The 15923-nt window shown below is 64.1% G+C and carries 16 protein-coding genes; 3 read left to right on the top strand and 13 right to left on the bottom strand.

The window, feature by feature from the left end:
* Positions 1 to 19: 19 nt before the first annotated feature.
* From QF118_RS19660 to QF118_RS19695, 8 genes are all read right to left on the bottom strand, one after another.
* Positions 20 to 358, bottom strand: coding sequence for a nuclear transport factor 2 family protein (locus tag QF118_RS19660; protein WP_282302688.1), 339 nt, complete (start codon positions 356 to 358; stop codon positions 20 to 22).
* Positions 351 to 1055, bottom strand: coding sequence for a glycosyltransferase family protein (locus tag QF118_RS19665; protein WP_282302689.1), 705 nt, complete (start codon positions 1053 to 1055; stop codon positions 351 to 353). The genes QF118_RS19660 and QF118_RS19665 overlap by 8 nt, the downstream gene beginning before the upstream one ends.
* A 4-nt stretch (positions 1056 to 1059) precedes the next feature.
* The gene (locus QF118_RS19670; protein ID WP_282302690.1) at positions 1060 to 2574 is read right to left on the bottom strand and encodes a glycosyltransferase family 2 protein; all 1515 of its coding nucleotides are present in this window, start codon (positions 2572 to 2574) and stop codon (positions 1060 to 1062) included.
* A gap of 18 nt (positions 2575 to 2592) precedes the next feature.
* The gene (locus tag QF118_RS19675) at positions 2593 to 3216 is read right to left on the bottom strand and encodes an HAD family hydrolase (protein ID WP_282302691.1); all 624 of its coding nucleotides are present in this window, start codon (positions 3214 to 3216) and stop codon (positions 2593 to 2595) included.
* Positions 3213 to 3866: a PI-PLC domain-containing protein gene (locus tag QF118_RS19680; RefSeq protein ID WP_282302692.1), complete on the bottom strand. Its 654-nt coding sequence runs from the start codon at positions 3864 to 3866 to the stop codon at positions 3213 to 3215. The genes QF118_RS19675 and QF118_RS19680 overlap by 4 nt, the downstream gene beginning before the upstream one ends.
* Before the next feature lie 239 nt (positions 3867 to 4105).
* A complete protein-coding gene (locus tag QF118_RS19685) occupies positions 4106 to 5998 on the bottom strand; it encodes a M10 family metallopeptidase C-terminal domain-containing protein (protein ID WP_282302693.1) in 1893 nt (630 codons plus the stop codon).
* Between the two features lie 167 nt (positions 5999 to 6165).
* On the bottom strand, positions 6166 to 6600 hold the full coding sequence (locus tag QF118_RS19690) for a hypothetical protein (RefSeq protein WP_282302694.1): 435 nt from the start codon (positions 6598 to 6600) through the stop codon (positions 6166 to 6168).
* Between the two features lie 22 nt (positions 6601 to 6622).
* Entirely contained in the window at positions 6623 to 7636 is a 1014-nt protein-coding gene (locus QF118_RS19695) for a replication initiator protein A (RefSeq protein ID WP_282302695.1), read from the bottom strand.
* Positions 7637 to 8121: 485 nt separating this feature from the next.
* On the opposite strand from QF118_RS19695, the gene QF118_RS19700 reads away from it, so the two are divergent.
* On the top strand, positions 8122 to 9516 hold the full coding sequence (locus tag QF118_RS19700) for an AAA family ATPase (protein ID WP_282302696.1): 1395 nt from the start codon (positions 8122 to 8124) through the stop codon (positions 9514 to 9516).
* A gap of 16 nt (positions 9517 to 9532) precedes the next feature.
* Positions 9533 to 10513, top strand: coding sequence for a ParB/RepB/Spo0J family partition protein (locus QF118_RS19705; protein ID WP_282302661.1), 981 nt, complete (start codon positions 9533 to 9535; stop codon positions 10511 to 10513).
* Between the two features lie 65 nt (positions 10514 to 10578).
* Here the strand turns inward: QF118_RS19705 and rfbA are convergent, their stop codons facing one another.
* The 4 genes from rfbA to rfbC are packed head-to-tail and all read right to left on the bottom strand — an operon-like array spanning position 10579 to position 13894.
* Entirely contained in the window at positions 10579 to 11448 is an 870-nt protein-coding gene (gene rfbA / locus QF118_RS19710) for a glucose-1-phosphate thymidylyltransferase RfbA (protein WP_282302662.1), read from the bottom strand.
* Positions 11445 to 12287 (bottom strand): dTDP-4-dehydrorhamnose reductase, encoded by an 843-nt coding sequence (gene rfbD / locus QF118_RS19715; protein WP_282302663.1) that lies wholly within the window; start codon positions 12285 to 12287, stop codon positions 11445 to 11447. Before rfbD ends, rfbA begins: the two co-directional genes overlap by 4 nt.
* Entirely contained in the window at positions 12284 to 13336 is a 1053-nt protein-coding gene (gene rfbB / locus QF118_RS19720; protein WP_282302664.1) for a dTDP-glucose 4,6-dehydratase, read from the bottom strand. Before rfbB ends, rfbD begins: the two co-directional genes overlap by 4 nt.
* Before the next feature lie 3 nt (positions 13337 to 13339).
* Complete coding sequence (rfbC, locus tag QF118_RS19725) at positions 13340 to 13894, bottom strand: dTDP-4-dehydrorhamnose 3,5-epimerase (protein ID WP_282302665.1); 555 nt, start codon at positions 13892 to 13894, stop codon at positions 13340 to 13342.
* Positions 13895 to 14040: 146 nt separating this feature from the next.
* On the opposite strand from rfbC, the gene QF118_RS19730 reads away from it, so the two are divergent.
* On the top strand, positions 14041 to 15030 hold the full coding sequence (locus tag QF118_RS19730) for a glycosyltransferase (protein WP_282302666.1): 990 nt from the start codon (positions 14041 to 14043) through the stop codon (positions 15028 to 15030).
* Here the strand turns inward: QF118_RS19730 and QF118_RS19735 are convergent.
* Positions 15027 to 15857, bottom strand: coding sequence for an ABC transporter permease (locus tag QF118_RS19735; RefSeq protein ID WP_282302667.1), 831 nt, complete (start codon positions 15855 to 15857; stop codon positions 15027 to 15029). The two genes, QF118_RS19730 and QF118_RS19735, sit on opposite strands and share 4 nt — an antisense overlap.
* Positions 15858 to 15923 lie beyond the last annotated feature (66 nt).

A 15923-nucleotide genomic window follows, 5' to 3' on the forward strand; every position in this document is an offset into this window, starting at 1 on the left:
GAAGATTTCCCTTTCGAGCTTAGCCGCGCGGCGTCAGGTAGGCCTGCATGCTGGTCATCTTGTCGCCGTCCCAGGCGATGACATCGACGCCGTCCAGAACCGTTTCGCCAAGGGTCAGGGTGAAATGGATGACCGAGGCATCGCCATCCACCAGCACGCGGTGGGCGACAAAGCTCAGGCCGGGGTGGGCGTCGAACAGGCCCTTGATATAGTCCAGAACCGCCGGTTTCGGGGTCAGCGCGGTGACCTCGGGGTCGGTCAGCTGGAAACCCTCGGCCAGGAACCCGGCGACCTTGTCCAGGTCGCGGGCGTCAAAGGCGGCCACATAGGCGGCGGTCAGGGTGCGAATGTCAGACATGGCTTGTCTCCACTTTGATATCGGTCACGTCCGTGACGGGGGCCAGCAGCACCGACTTGCCCTGATCATGCACGCCGTTGAACAGCGGGCAGACAAAGAACAGATCGCGAAAGGTCTGGCTGGCGGCGTTTTCCAGCCCGTGGGCCAGCGCCCGCAGATAGGTGGGCAGATCGCGGAACATGTAGGTCCCGGCCGAGGCATTGTTCGAAATCACGCGCTTTTCCGCAGCCTCGGAGAAAGCGCCAAAGGCATCCAGCCGCAGATAGCTGTAGGCCGGATTGTCCGAAGGAAAGGTCAGCGCAATGCCACCGCAGGCGGGGTTGGCCGCGAACATGGCCTTGGGATCAAGGGTGCTGGTGTACAGGATATCCGCCAGATCGACGACGATGGGTTCGCCCATGTCGGCGCCACTTACCATGCCCGCCAGCGCGCTCAGCGCCGCGCCGCGCGTGTAGCGCGACAGGAAGGTGACCGAGGCACCGGGATACCATTGCGCCAGTTCACCGCGCGCAAAGGCGCGGGTTTCTGGCCCGTCGATCAGCACAAAGGCATGATCTTCGGGGGCCACGCCCTGCGCCCAGGGGCGGCTTGTCAGCACGCGGCGCAGCAGCAGCTGCCCGTCCAGCGGGATCATCGCCTTGAGCGCGCCGCCCTCCCGGACGAAATCCGGGCCGGCCAGGGGGACAATCACCCGCACCGGATCAGTCCGGCATGTCCTGCGACGGGGCAGAGCCGCGCGCCTTGAGCAAGGCGGTCAGGTCTTCGGGGGTGCCAAGGCCGGACATGGCGTCCATCGCCACCTCGTAGACCCCGATGCGGGCGCCGTTGGCGATCATGTAGTTATAGACCGGGCATGTGTAGAATTCGCCGTTCACCCGTTCATTGGCGGCGATCATGTCGGCGGTGGCAGACACGAAATCGCGCCCGCGGGTGAACAGGTAGATGCCCACCGTCGCCAGATCGGAAATCGGCTTTTTCTCGGCCACTTCGGTGACCAGGCCCTGATCGTCCAGCTTGGCAAAGGACCATTTCGGGTCCATCGAGGGATCGCGGAACACCAGGATCGAGCCATCCAGCCCGCGATCCAGGCAATCCTGCACGTAATCCGTGACATCGAAATCGACCAGCTGGTCAGAGTTGGCCACCATCATCGGGCGGTCGTTGTCATAGACCTTGCGCGCCAGCAGCACGGTGCAGGCGGTGCCTTCGGTCAGCTTGTCGACCGGCAGGATGTCGACCCCGGCCTTTTCAAAGCCGTGCACGATGGCGGGCTGCGCATCCATATGGGCGGCGCGCAGCAGCAGCGACACGCTGGCCCCGGCGGGGGCGACGTTGTCGATGACATGGTCCAGCATCGGGCGGCCTTCGACGTCGATGAAGGGCTTGGGCTTTTTCCAGCCGGCCTTGGCAAAGCGGCTACCCTCGCCGGCGGCGGGAATGATGACATTGACGCTTTGCGCCGCCTTGGGCCCGGCGCGCAGGCTGGCGGCCAGGTCGCTGCGTTCGAATTCGGTGATCCGCGAGGGCGCGTAAAAGCTGTGGTACTGGCGCCCGTCGATGGTCGAGAACATCACGTCGCCGCCATCCAGGATGGTCTGGTTGATCGCCGACGAGATGAAGAAAGCGCCATCGACATTCACATCGCTGAGGATGGTTTTCTGTGCCGCATCCAGGAACTGGCCCGCCTTGCGGAAGTAATACAGCCCGGCGATGGCGCGGCGGGACACCACCTTTTTCTCGAAGGTCTGGGCGACGCGGTTGTCACCGGTTTCCACCACGTAGGACCAGCGCGGGTGGATGGAATCAAAGGTCACGACCCCGGCGTCGACGCCGGATTTTTCAAAGCGCGCGATATGGGCGCCCAGGTCGGCACTGGTGATCTGGTCGCTGTTGGAAATCAGCAGCGGCGCCTCCGGGTCCAGCGCGTCGATCGCCAACAGGCACGAACACAGCGCGCCCGAGGTTTCGCCCATGCGTTCGATCACCCGGGTGCCGGGGCCTGCGGCCAACTCGACGGTGCGGTCGATGGAAAAGGCGCGGGCATCTTCGCGGTCGATCACGAAGACAAAGTTCGGGTCCTTGAGCTGTTTCTTCAGCTGGGTGATGACCAGTTCGATCATCGGGCGACCCGCCACTTCGATCAGCGGCTTGGGAAAGAAATAATCCTCTTCGGGAAAGAACGAGGAGCGGGCGGAGATCGGGATAAGGACTTGCATGATGTCTTCGGGCTCCGCTTAGGCTGCTTCGATTTCGGCGATACGGGCCTTGATGGCCTGGTAGGTGACGTCGTCGGGCACGCCGATCTTCAGCAGGTGGCCGCCGCTGGCGATGGCCGCCTGGATGCCGTGGTCGTTGTCTTCCAGGATCAGGCATTCCTCGGGCTTGAGGCCAAAGCCGTTCATCGCCTTGAGATACATCTCCGGATCGGGCTTGCCCTTGGAGACGTCTTCGTTGGACACCATGTCATCCAGATAGGGTTCCAGCGCCGACAGCTTCATCATCGCCTCGACCGACTGGCGTACCGAGTTCGAGCAGACGGCGATCTTGTAGCCTTCGGCCTTCAGTTTCGACAGCGCGTACTGGTGGTTGAACACCGGCTTGCAGCGCTGGTGGCTGATTTCCAGCGTATAGGCCTGTTTCAGCGCGTTGAGGAATTCATGCAGCTGTTCGGGCAGTCCGCGCGCCTTGGACAGCATCTTGAGCTTTTGCCGGGTCGGCAGGCCGTCGAAGGTCGACAGGTGGCTTTCGCGGCTGATGGTATAGCCGAAATGTTCCAGCGCGCGGTTCAGCGCCTCGTAATGCCAGTCCTTGGCATCGATCAGCACGCCGTCCATGTCACACAAAATAGCTTTGATCATGAGTCCGTTCCTAGAAAGTCAGCGGCCATGTGCGGCAGATCCGTACACAGCTCGAAAAGCGGGTTTTCGTGCAGCCCGGCGGCCGCGATGTCATCCCAAAGCGCGCGATGGTCGCGCCGGTGCAGTTCAGGCGAAACGATGGCCACCCGATGCCCCTGCCCCATCAGGCGCGCGGCCTCGGCGACCTGCGGGAAATCGCCGGTGAAGTTGTCGACCCAGACCCCGGCGGCGCGGTCCAGAAACGAGGGCACGGCCTCGTATTCGCTGATCCGGGTATAGGCGGGAATGGGGGTGGGCAGATACCCCAGTGCATCGGGCACCGCCATGTCGAAGGCATAGACCGATTGCAGGTCGACCCCGGCGCCCTGCAGCGCGTCCAGCAGCATCTGCTGCAACCCGTCGGCCTTGATGTTGAGTGCAAGACGCCCCTTGGCCGACAGATCGGAATACAACCCAAAGAAGGTTTCGGCGCCCAGGATATCCTGCCCTGCGGGGGGATCGTGCGACACCACCAGCGCGCCGTTCAGATCGCGAAAATCGGTCTCGATCCCGTATCCGGCCTCGAGCGCGCGCTGCAACGCAAAGGGGGTGTTTTTCTGGTCTGCCGTGTCCCACCAACCGCGATGGGCAAGGATGTTCGCATTCTTCATAGGGCTCTCAATCAGAACGGTCTGCTGCTACGGAAATACACGCTTGTGCGTCTGATCTTGTCGCTCTCGCTCAGGGTGAGCCCTGTTTGCCCTTTATCGCGTCTTACATCAATGGCCGAAACGGGCGGGCGTGACATTTAGGACCGCCCGAAAGCAAAAGGCGCGGCCCCGAAAAGCCGCGCCCTGACATGCCCTTTGGGCGAAAGGGCCGGCCTGGGGGCGGCCCTTTTCCGGGATCGTCAGAAGATTTCCAGCCCCGCCTCGAGCCCGGCGGTCGTGGTCACCCCGATCAGGGTCAGGCTGTTGCCGTTTCCAAAGTCCAGCACCAGGTTCCCCGAGGCGTCGAAGCTGCTGAATTCGGCGATCATCTCGGCCTCGGTCAGGGTGCCGTGCTCGGCGGTCCAAAGCCCGGCCTTCAGGCGGATCACGTCACCTTCGGCCATGTTGAAATCGCGGATCTCGTCGGTGCCAAAGGCGCTGCCGAACAGGAAGGTGTCGGCCCCGGAGCCGCCGACGATGGTATCATCGCCCCAGCCGCCCCAGATGATGTCGTTGTGGGCGCCGCCATCGACATAGTCGTTGCCGACCCCGCCATAGACGGTGTCATTGCCATTGCCGCCCATGACGCTGTCATCGCTGAAGCTGCCGTCCAGAACGTCGGACCAGTCACCGCCGTCCAGCGTATCCTTGCCGCCGCCGCCGCGCAGGTCGTCAAAGCCCGCGCCGCCCATCAGCACGTCGTCGTCATCGCCGCCGCCCATGGTGTCGTTGCCATCGCCGCCGATCAGCGTGTCGTTCCAGCCGCCGCCCCAAAGGCCGTCGTCGCCGGCGCCGCCGTCCAGAACGTCTTCGTGCAGGCGGCCGCCCAGCACATCGTTGCCGTCGCCGCCATAGATGGTGTCATTGCCATTGTCGCCGCGCAGGAAATCGTTGCCGGTGCCGCCATCCATGACGTCGGCCCAGCCGCCGCCATACAGCGTGTCGTTGCCATCCTCGCCATACATGCTGTCGGCGCCGTCCAGGCCACCCAGCAGGTCATTGCCGATGCCGCCATAGACCGTGTCGTTGCCCCGGCCCGACCAGACCACATCGGCGCCGTCACCGGCGCGGACGCTGTCATGCCCGCCATTGGTGTTGATCACGTTGTCGGCGGTGTTGCCGGTGACCGTGTCATTGCCTTCGCCGGTATTGAGGTTCTCCAGGATGGTGCCGCGGGCGATGCCGACGTTGCCGATCAGCCCGTTCACGTCCGAGAACATCTCGGGGCGCAGGTCGACCCGGTTGTCCGTGTCGCTGAAGGTCAGATCGACCAGGTCGGTGCCGTTCAGGTCATAGACCGTAAAGGCGACCGAGCCGCCCTGGTACACGCTGCCGCCGCCGGTGCCGGACACCGCATCAAAGAAATCGCCCATGTAGCCGTCCAGCGAACTGTTCGCGCCCCAGACCGTGTTGCCGGCGGTGGCGCTGCCGCTGTCGGGGGTACCATACAGCGCCTGGATCGCGACGATGTCGACAAGCATCGGGGTGATCAGGTCGGCATAGCTGGCATCGACCGTATAGTTGTCGGTCTGGCTGAAATAGGACATGATCGACAGCTGCCAGCTGTCGTTGGCATAGGTTTCATCCCAGCCATAGGTGGCGTTGCCGTCGTAATCGCCCTGGTGCCCCAGGCCCAGGGCATGGCCGATTTCGTGCACATAGGTCGAAAAGGCGTAATCGTCGATCGAGGCGGTGGCGGGCAGCCAGCTGACGTTGATGTTGACCGTCGCGCTGGTGATATAGCCGTTGGTGCTGCTCCAGCTGGCAAAGGCGCCGGACTGGTGATCGGTAAAGACCATGCGCGCGCCGGGGCCGGTTTCGACGAACTCCAGGTCGGTCACGCTTTCCCAGGCCTCAAAGGCCCAGCGGGCCATCTGCTTGCCCACCGCGGTCAGGCCGGACAGATCGACGGTGATGACGTTGCTTTGCGTGGTGTTCCACTGTGCCCCCACGCCGCCGCGGTCCTGCCAATAGCCATCCGTCAGGTAGACGGCCATCTGGTCAAAGGTTCCGACAGGGGCATGGGCGGTCATCGTCTGCGTCGTGTCCGCCTGATCCCCGATCAGGGCAGTGGTCGTGGAAGAGTTAAGCATGTGTCATCACCATTGATAGAAAGAGGGCCTGGGTTTGCAATTTCCGGATGCGCCGCAGGGGTATCGGGATCGCCCCCGACCGGCAAGCGTTGCGCGGCGGTCTAGTCCTGTTTTGTGGCCTCAATTAGGCCGCGGTGGTTCATTTTCCATGGGCACGCGCCCTTTTTTCAGTGCCCGTCCAGGGCCCGCAGCACCGCGAGCAACCCCGGATCAGAGGCGACCAGAGCATCGGTAAAGCCGCCCATCGGGACCGAATCTAACCCGGTATCCATTACGTTGAACTGAACGTCGGGGCCTTTTTTCATCTGGCGCGCCCCGGCGTCCTGCCATTGCAGATGTCCGGTCAGCCCGCCGCGGCCCTGCCGCGTCACCTGCAAGGTCAGCTGCAGCGCCGCCTGGCCTGCGCCATCGCCCTGCACCACCGGCGCCCCCGGGGCCACCTGCCCCAGCGAGGCGGCCATCGCCGCGCACAGCCTTTGGGCGGGCAGGGTTGCCCCCTGCGGCATCGCGCAGACCAGCCCGATCTGACCGGCTCCGGCCATGGCCGGGGGACTGGCCAGCAGCCCCGCCGCCAGCAGCAGTGTCATCAGTCCAGGACGCATCTGTCTTTCCCCCTCTTGCCGCCTAGCCCGCGGCGCGGCGTTTTTTCAGCCAGCCCAGAAAGGCACGGTCCGGATCCTGCAGGCTTTGCCCGCTGCGCGCCCGGACTGCCTGCCATTCGGCCTCGAGCGCATAGATATCCGCCCCGGGCCACAGCACGCGCCCGGCCTCCAGCGCCTGCGGCGACAGGATCGGGGCGCTGGCGGTTTCGATCACGCTGGCACGGCGGCTAAAATGAAACAGGTCGCCGTCGCGTTCCACCATTTCGTAATCGGGCAGGTGGTTTTCGGCGGCCATCCGCCGCAAAGCCGCGCGGAACACCCGCACCGGGGCGGCGCTGCCGGATTTCTTGTGCAGGGTGGCGGTGCTGATCTGCCATTCCGGCTGGCGGCCGCAATGCTTGCGCGCCAGCTCATAGACCCGCCGCTCCAGCGGTTTGCGCAGGCGGAAATAATCGCGCGACAGCGTCAGCACCGATTTCGCCTGCACCGCCCGGAACAGCCAGTCACTCAGCGTCACCGAAACCGAAATCATCCGCCCGCCCCGGCTGCGGCGGCGGATTTCCCAGGCCTCGATCAGACCAAAGCCGCTGGTGGTTTCCACCCCGCCGGTTTCAAGGTTGGTGGTGATGCGGGTGCCGGCCAGCCGTTCAAACGCCTCCTTGAGGCGGGTATAACTGTCGCCCGAGGTGTCGCGGTTGGTGGCCACCAGCAGGTCATGGGCGCGCAGCGTCAGCCGGCGCGAAATCGCGCGCCCGGCGTTCAGCGCCGCCACCAGCTGGCTGATGCAATAGATCAGGATATCCTTGTCATGGATCGTGGCGCGGCCGCGCACCGAAGGCGTCACCTCGACCTGCACGCCGTTGTGCGCATAGCTCAGGATGCGCCGGTCGGGCCGGGTGCTCAGCGAAAAGATCGGATGCTCCATGCTGCCCAGATCGTCCTTGGGGCTGGCCCCGAAGATATCGCAGACAAAGAAATCCCCGGTCGGATGCCTGTCGGGCAAAAGCGCGCCGGGGCGGCCTGTCGCTGCTGTCATGTGACCCTCGCCTGCTGTCCGGGGCGCCCTGCCCCGCCTTGCTCTATCCTCGGTGCGGCCGTCGTTTGCGCGGTCCGCGTGCCCCCGATTCCTTTCGGGGTTTCAGTGACACCCAGCCTAGAGTTATCCACAGGATGCGTAAAGCGCGGGATCGGCGGATCAGAGTCGCCGCCTCGGTGTATCGGAGTCGCCCTATCGGGGGATCAGAGTCGCCTGCCTTTCCCGGAATGACAAAAAAACGTGGGATTCCAGAAGATTGCGCAAAAGCGGGGATCCCTGTAACCTATAAATAACAAAAAATAACAGGCACGGGTTTGATCCCTGGTCCAAACCGCGCGGCCCCCGGCATCCCCCCTCTTGGAACAAAGCGTTGAAATGCCAAGAAAACCCAAGGGATGTTCAGCTTTCTCTTTCATGTGCGCTGTTTTTGGATACACTGGCGAAAACAGCGCACATCAAAAGCGCCCGAACCGCCAGAGGCCCACATGCGAGCAGAGACCCGGGGGGACCTGCCCCCCTATTTCAACATCAACCCCGACGAGGCCCGCGCCGCCCTTGGCCAGCCCGCCACCACCGACCGCTTTCAATCCATCGCCCGCGCCTGCGAAGCCGGGCGCAGCGATCTGGCGACCCGCGGTCTTGAGGAAAGCGGCGGCCGTCAGCTGCGGCGGTTTTCCACCTGGGAAATCACCCGCTACCTGATCCCCGTGGCGCAGGGCCATTTCCGCCGCGTGCTGAAACAGAACCCCGACCTGCCGCAAGGCGTGTCCGAAACCGCCAGCGGCGCCAAGTGGTTCACCTTTGACGAGGTGCTGCGGCTCAAGGCGCATTTCGGCCAGGAAGGATCGAAAACCAAGGAATACATGCCCTACCGGCCCAAGGGGCTGCCGGCGAAAATGGTCGCGGTGGCCAACTTCAAGGGCGGCGTCGGCAAGACCAGCACGGCGGCGCACCTGGCGATGAGCGCGGCGCTGGACGGCTACAAGGTGCTGGTGGTCGATCTGGACAGCCAGGGCAGCATGACCTCGATCTTTGGCGGCAAGGTCGAAGACGAATGGCAAACCGTCTTTCCGCTGTTTGCCCGCCATTACGCCACCCACCTGCGCGAGGCCAACCAGCGCCGCGCCGATCTGGGCGAGGCCCCGGTGCCGCTGGACGAAACCCTGAGCGAGGCCCTGACCGTCAGCGCCAGTGACCTGATCCAGTCGACCCATTGGCCCAACATCGACCTGATCGGCGCGCAGCTGAACCTGTATTGGGCGGAATTTCAGGTGCCGGTCTGGCGCATGCAGGCGCGCGGCTGGAAGCTGTGGGATGCGCTGACCGACAGCTTTGAGGCCAGCGGCATCCTCGATCGCTATGACGTGATCTTCATCGACACGCCCCCGGCGCTTGGCTACCTGACGATCAACGGGCTGGCGGCGGCCGATATCCTGCTGGTGCCTTTGGGCGCGTCCTTCCTGGAATTCGACAGCACCGGGCGTTTCTTTGACATGTTGCACGCCACCTTCGGGTCGATCGAAGAGGCGGAAAACCTGGCCGCCCGCGCCCTTGGCCGGTCCGAGCTGAACTTTGAATGGGACGCGGTGCGCGCGGTGATCACCCGCTATGACGGCGCGCAGCAGGCGGAACTTTCGGCGCTGATGCAAAGCTATCTTGGCTCTACCCTGTCGCCGCACAAACAGGATTTCACCGCGCTGATCGGCCAGGCCGGTGAACAGGTGCGCGGCATCTACGAGGCCGATTACCGCGACTTCAACCGCGAAACCTACGTGCGCGGGCGCGAAACCTTCGATGCCACCTATGCCGCCTTCAAGCAGCTTCTGGTCGGCAGCTGGCGCCGCGACGAGCTGGCCGCACAATCCGCCGCCGCCGAGTGACAGGAGAGCACACGACATGGCCCGCAAACGCCTGACCCCCGCCAATCCGATGTTCATCCCCGACGACGGGGCCCTTGCCCCCAAACCCCTGCCGCGCGCGCCGATTGCCGATGTGGCGGGCGATGCTTCGGCCACGTCTGCGCTGCGCGAGCTGAGCGATAGCATCGAACAGGCCCGCGCCAATGGCCGCATGGTGCTGGATCTGCCTCTGTCTGCGGTGGTTCTGGACCATCTGGTGCGTGACCGGGTTCTGCTGGATGAAGGCGAGTTAGAGACGCTTGTGACCTCGATCCGGGCGCGGGGTCAGCAAAACCCGATCGAGGTGGTGGCGCTGGGGGATGGCCGCTATGGGCTGATTTCCGGCTGGCGGCGCTGTCAGGCGATTGCGCGCCTGGCGCAGGAGGGCGAAGGCCCCGGCACCGTGCAGGCCCTGCTGCGCCGCCCCGAAGACGCGCCCGAGGCCTATCAGGCCATGGTCGAGGAAAACGAGATCCGCGTCGGGCTAAGCTATTTCGAACGCGCCCGGATTGCCCTGAAAGCGGTTGATGCCGGTGTGTTCGAGACGGAAAAAGCCGCGCTTTTGACCCTGTTCCAAAGCGCCAGCCGGCCCAAGCGGTCAAAGATCCGCAGCTTTGCCCGGGTGGTGCAGGCGCTGGACGGCGCGCTGCGCTTTCCGGCGGCCTTGGGTGAACGGCTGGGGCTGGCGCTGGCCAAGGTGCTGGAGGAAGACCCGGGGCTGGCCCTGGCCTTGACCCGCGCCCTGGGCGATGCCGCACCGGACAGCCCCGAGGCCGAACAGGCGGTGATCCAGAGCATCATGAAGCGCCGCAGCAAGGCCGCCATCAAGGCACGCGGCAAGCCCGGGCCGCAAGATCACCAGATCGCCGCGGGGCTCAAGCTGCGGGTCAAGGAAAACCGGATCGAGATCACCGGCGCCAAGGTCGACGAGGCCTTTCAGGCCCGGCTGATGGCCTGGCTTGAGGCGGAAATGAAATAGACTCTAAGCCGGGGTTTAGAGCCTGTTTTTCTACAGCCTGAAATGTTTCGCGCGCGAAACAGAGTCTATTTCAGCAGTCGCAACAGGTACTGCCCATAGGCGGTTTTCTGAAACATCTCGCCGTGGCGGCGCAGGGTATCGGCGTCGATCCAGCCCTGGGCATAGGCGATTTCCTCGGGGCAGCCGACCTGCAACCCCTGCCGCGTCACAAGGGTGCGCACGAAATTGCCCGCGTCCAGCAGGCTGGCATGGGTGCCGGTGTCCAACCAGGCATAGCCGCGCCCCAGCTGCTGCACCGACAAAAGCCCGTCCTTCAGATAGCTTTCCAAAAGCGAGGTGATCTCAAGCTCGCCGCGCGGCGAGGGTTTGACCCGATGCGCGCGCTCTGGCGCGGAACCATCGAGGAAATACAGCCCGGTCACCGCGTAGGACGAGGGCGGGACCTCGGGCTTTTCGATGATCGCACGCACGGTGCCATCCTTGTCGAAATCGACGACGCCATAGCGTTCGGGATCGGTGACGCGATAGCCAAAGACCGACCCGCCCGGCGCGGCATCGGCGGCCGCCAGCAGTTCCGGCAAGCCGTGACCAAAGAAAATGTTGTCACCCAGAACCATCGCCGAAGGCGCGCCATCCAGGAAATCCTCGGCCAGCAGATAGGCCTGCGCCAGGCCGTCGGGGCTGGGCTGTTCGATGTAGGTAAACTGCACCCCCCATTGTGACCCGTCGCCAAGGGTGCGCTTGAACTGGGCCTGATCCTGCGGCGTGGTGATCACCGCAATCTCGCGGATGCCGGACAGCATCAACACGCTGAGCGGATAGTAGATCATCGGCTTGTCATAGATCGGCATCAGTTGTTTCGAGACGCCGGTGGTAAGCGGGTGCAGACGGGTGCCGGAACCCCCCGCCAGAACAATGCCTTTGCGCTGTGTCATGTTCTCAATTCAGTCACTGTTTCGGCCAAAGCGGCCTTCCAATCGGGGGGGGGAATGCCAAAGTCGGCTGTCAGCGAAGAACAGTCGAGGCGGGAATTCAGCGGGCGTTTTGCCGGGGTCGGGTAATCGGCGGTGGGAATGCCGGTGACGGCCACCTGACGCCCCGCCAGACCAAATGTTTCGCGCGCGAAACATTCCCAGCTGGTCGCCGGGGTGCCCGCATAATGATAGGTGCCGCGGCCCTGCCCCGCCATCAGCGCGCCTGCGATTGTCAGACAGGCGCTTGCGATGCCGCGTGCCGGGGTTGGCCCGCCGATCTGGTCATCGACGATCGACAGCGCGTCGCGGGTTTCCGACAGCCGCAGCATGGTTTTGACAAAGTTGTTGCCATGCGCCGAAAACACCCAAGAGGTGCGCAGGATCACCGCGCGGGCGCCTGATGCGCGGATGCCTTCCTCGCCGGTCAGCTTGCTGCGGCCATAGGCGTTTTGCGGCGCCACTGGATCTGTCGGTTTCCAGGGCGCATCGCCGGTCCCGTCAAAGACATAGTCGGTCGAGATATGCACAAGGGGGATGTCCAGCGCCGCGCAGGCCTGTGCCATGGCGGTCGGGGCGTCGCCATTGACGACCGTGGCCAGCGCCTCGTCTTCCTCGGCGCGGTCGACGGCGGTATAGGCGGCGGCGTTGATCACGGCGTCGGGGGTGTGGCTGTGGATGGCCTTTGCGCAGGCTGCAGGGTCGCTCAGATCGGCCTGATCGCGGCCCAGAAAGATCGCATCGGGCGCCAGGCGCGCCAGTTCTGTCGCGACCTGACCGGTTTTGCCAAATACCAGGATCATGCCTTTGTCCCCAATCTTTCGCCCACCCCGTGACGGGCCTGCAGGGCGCGCCACCAGGGTTCATTGTCCAGATACCATTGCACGGTGCGGCGCAGCCCCTCTTCGACGGTGACCGAGGGCCGCCAGCCCAGTTCCTCGCGGATGCGGGCCGGGTCGATGGCATAGCGCGCGTCATGGCCGGGGCGGTCGGTGACGAATGTGATCTGCTCGGCATAGGCTTTGCCATCGGCGCGCGGGCGCAACCCGTCAAGGATGCCGCACAGCGTCTGCACCAGTTCAAGGTTGCTGCGCTCGTTCTCGCCGCCGATGTTGTAGGACCGGCCAACCGCGCCCTTTTCCACCACCAGCAGCAGCGCGTCGGCGTGATCCTCGACATACAGCCAGTCGCGGATGTTGCTGCCGTCGCCATAGATCGGCAAAGCCTTCCCCGCCAGCGCGTTGAGGATGATCACCGGGATCAGCTTTTCGGGGAAATGGAAGGGGCCGTAGTTGTTGCTGCAATTGGTCAACACAACGGGCAGACCATAGGTTTCATGCCAGGCCCGCACCAGATGGTCGGAACTGGCCTTGGAGGCAGAATAAGGACTGCGCGGATCGTAGGGCGTGTCTTCGGTGAACATCACCGACGGATCGGCGGGCAGCGATCCAAAGACCTCATCGGTGCTGATGTGGTGAAAGCGGAACGTCTCGGGCTTGCCTTGGGCGACCCAATAGCTGCGCGCCGCTTCGAGCATGTTGTAGGTGCCGGTGATGTTGGTTTCGATGAAATCGCCGGGGCCGTCGATCGAGCGGTCGACGTGGCTTTCGGCGGCCAGATGCATCACCGCGTCGGGCTGGTGCGCCGCAAAGGCCGCATCCAGTGCGGCGCGGTCGCGGATATCGGCCTGCACAAAGCTGTAACCGGGGGCGTCCGCGACACTGGCCACGTTATCAAGGCAGGCGGCATAGGTCAGCGCATCGAGGTTCACCACCTGATGCCCGCGCGCGATGGCCAGACGTACAACCGCAGACCCGATGAAACCGGCGCCGCCGGTGACCAGAAGTTTCATGGCTTATCCTTGGTACGCGAAGGGGCTGTCGAAATCCGCAAGCGGCACGGCTTTTTCGTCCTTTTCGGACAGGGTCGGGGTGCCGGTCAGGGGCCAGTCGATGCCGCAGCTGTCCCAATGCACGGACCCGTCCGCCTGGGGCGCATAGCCGTGCGAACATTTGTAGATGATCTCGGTCATCGGTTCGAGCGTGACAAAGCCGTGCAGGAAGCCTTCGGGGATCAGCAATTGCTTGCCGTTGTCAAAGCTCAGCTCGGCGCCGATCCAATGGCCATAGGTCGGGCTGCCGCGGCGGATGTCGACGGCAACATCGAACAGCCGTCCGCGCCCGCAGCGCACCAGTTTCGCCTGGGCATGGGGGGGCGCCTGGAAATGCAGGCCGCGCAGGGTGCCGGTCTGTTCGGACATCGAATGATTGTCCTGAACGAAATCAATGTCATACCCGGCATCACGCATGCGCTCGGCGCTCCAGCTTTCGCTGAAGAAACCGCGGTTGTCGCCGAACCGTTTGGGGGTGAGAAAGGCAAGACCGTCAATCGCCGTGGTTTCGATGTCCATGGGCTCCGCTGTCCTTTCTTTCGGGTCACACACAGGTGCCTTTGCAGGCGGCGCCAACCTGATGGGTCACGCGTCATTTGACAAGGGGGGGCGTTTGTGACCTTTGCCCCCGCAACGAAGGGTTGTCCAAGGGATGGGCGGGCGCGATGGCAGTGGGCACAGATCATGGGGCGGGGCGGCTGGTGGCCGTGGTCGTGACCTACAACCGGCTTGCGCAATTGCAGGTGACCGTGCCGCGCCTTCTGGCCAGCCCCAAGGCCGACCTGGCGGCCGTTGTCGTGGTCGACAATGCCTCGGATGATGGCACGGCCGAATGGCTCTCCGGGCAAGAGGGCGATCCGCGGCTGACTGTGATCCGCTGCAAGACGAACCTTGGCGGGGCAGGGGGGTTCGAAACCGGAATGCGCGAGGCGGTCAAACGCTTCGACCCTGACTGGATCGTGGTCATGGATGACGACGCGCGCCCCGAACCGGGGGCGCTGGCGCGGTTCCATGCAAGCGATCGCAGCGGGGCCGAGGCCTGGGCCGCGGCGGTCTATCATCTGGACGGGCGGATCTGTGACATGAACCGCCCCTCGATCAACCCGTTCTGGCACCGCAAGGTGCTGTGGCGGACACTGACGGGCAAGGGGCGCGACGGGTTTCATATCGGGCAGGCGGAATATGGCGCGACGACCCCTTGCGGCATCGACGGCGCGTCGTTTGTGGGGTTGTTCGTGTCGCGCGCGGGGATCGAACGGGTGGGCTATCCCGATGGGCGGTTGTTCATCTATGGCGATGACGTTTTGTATACGCTGGGGCTGACCCGGGCGGGGGGGCGCATCCTGTTCGACCCGACGATCCGGTTCGAGCATGACTTTTCCACCATGACCGACGCGGACAAGCGGTTTCGCCCGCTGTGGAAAAGCTATTACCACTACCGCAACCTGCTGATGGTCTACCGCATGGCCTCGGGGTGGCTGTTTCCGCTGGTGCTGGTGGCGGCGGCGGGCAAATGGCTGCTGAAGGTGCGCCACCATTCGGGCGAACGGCGGGCCTTTGTCCTGCTGGTGCTGCGGGCGCTGCGCGACGGGCTGCTGCGGCGCACGGATGTGCCGCATGACCGGGTGGTCGGCTGGGCGCAAAAGCGGCCCTAGCGGTTGTTCAGCAGGTCGCGGTGGTAGCGCCCCATCAGCAGGACGCCAAAGAACAGCGTGATGACCCCGATCAGGGCCGGCAGCAACAAAGAGATGTAGTCGGGCCTGTAGGTCGGATAGAAACCGGTCCGCATCTCGCCGGTGACGTGGATCAGCGGGTTGTACCACAGGATGTCCTGGATCGCAGGCGGCAGGTCATCGAACAGAAAGATCACCCCCGAGGCCAGCACCAGCGGACGGTTGAGGATGCCCCAGATCTGGCTCCAGACCGGGAAAAGCCCGAACAGAACGCAGTTGACCGACCCGATCCCAAGCCCCAGCAGGATGGCCAGCGACATGGCGGCCAGCGCCGGCGACAGGTCCAGCAGAACCTTGGTGTCGGTCACGATCAGCAACGAGGACATCACGATGATCGTGACCAGAACCCCGGTCAGCGCGTTCAGGAACAGCCGTGCCATGACCGCATCGGCCCAGGTCACCGCCGGATATTGCAGCAGCGGGCGCGAAAAGTTGATCGAACTGCTGACCGTCGAAGAGATCTGCTGGTACAGCTGGAACGGCATGAAGCCGGTGGCGTAGAACAGGATGAAGTTGTTGCCCAGCGGCGGGCTGCGCACGATCAGCGAAAAGGCCAGGGCCATGACCAGGATCGCCCCAAGCGGTTCGAGGATGGCCCAGATGTAGCCGCCCGGGGAATTGCCGTAGCGCGTGGCCATTTCCCGCAACATCAGAGCCGAAACCGCCCGGAAACTGGCAAATTTCCGGTTCGGGCGTTCCTGCAGGATACGCGGGGCCTGGGGGGCTGTCAGGGGCGGCGGCAAGGACATGCGGTGGTTCCGATATTGGCATTCGCCACCTCAGTATGTAAGAGTGCCGGGGAAATCAAAACAGCT

Source organism: Tropicibacter oceani, from assembly GCF_029958925.1.
Lineage (GTDB): Bacteria > Pseudomonadota > Alphaproteobacteria > Rhodobacterales > Rhodobacteraceae > Pacificoceanicola > Pacificoceanicola oceani.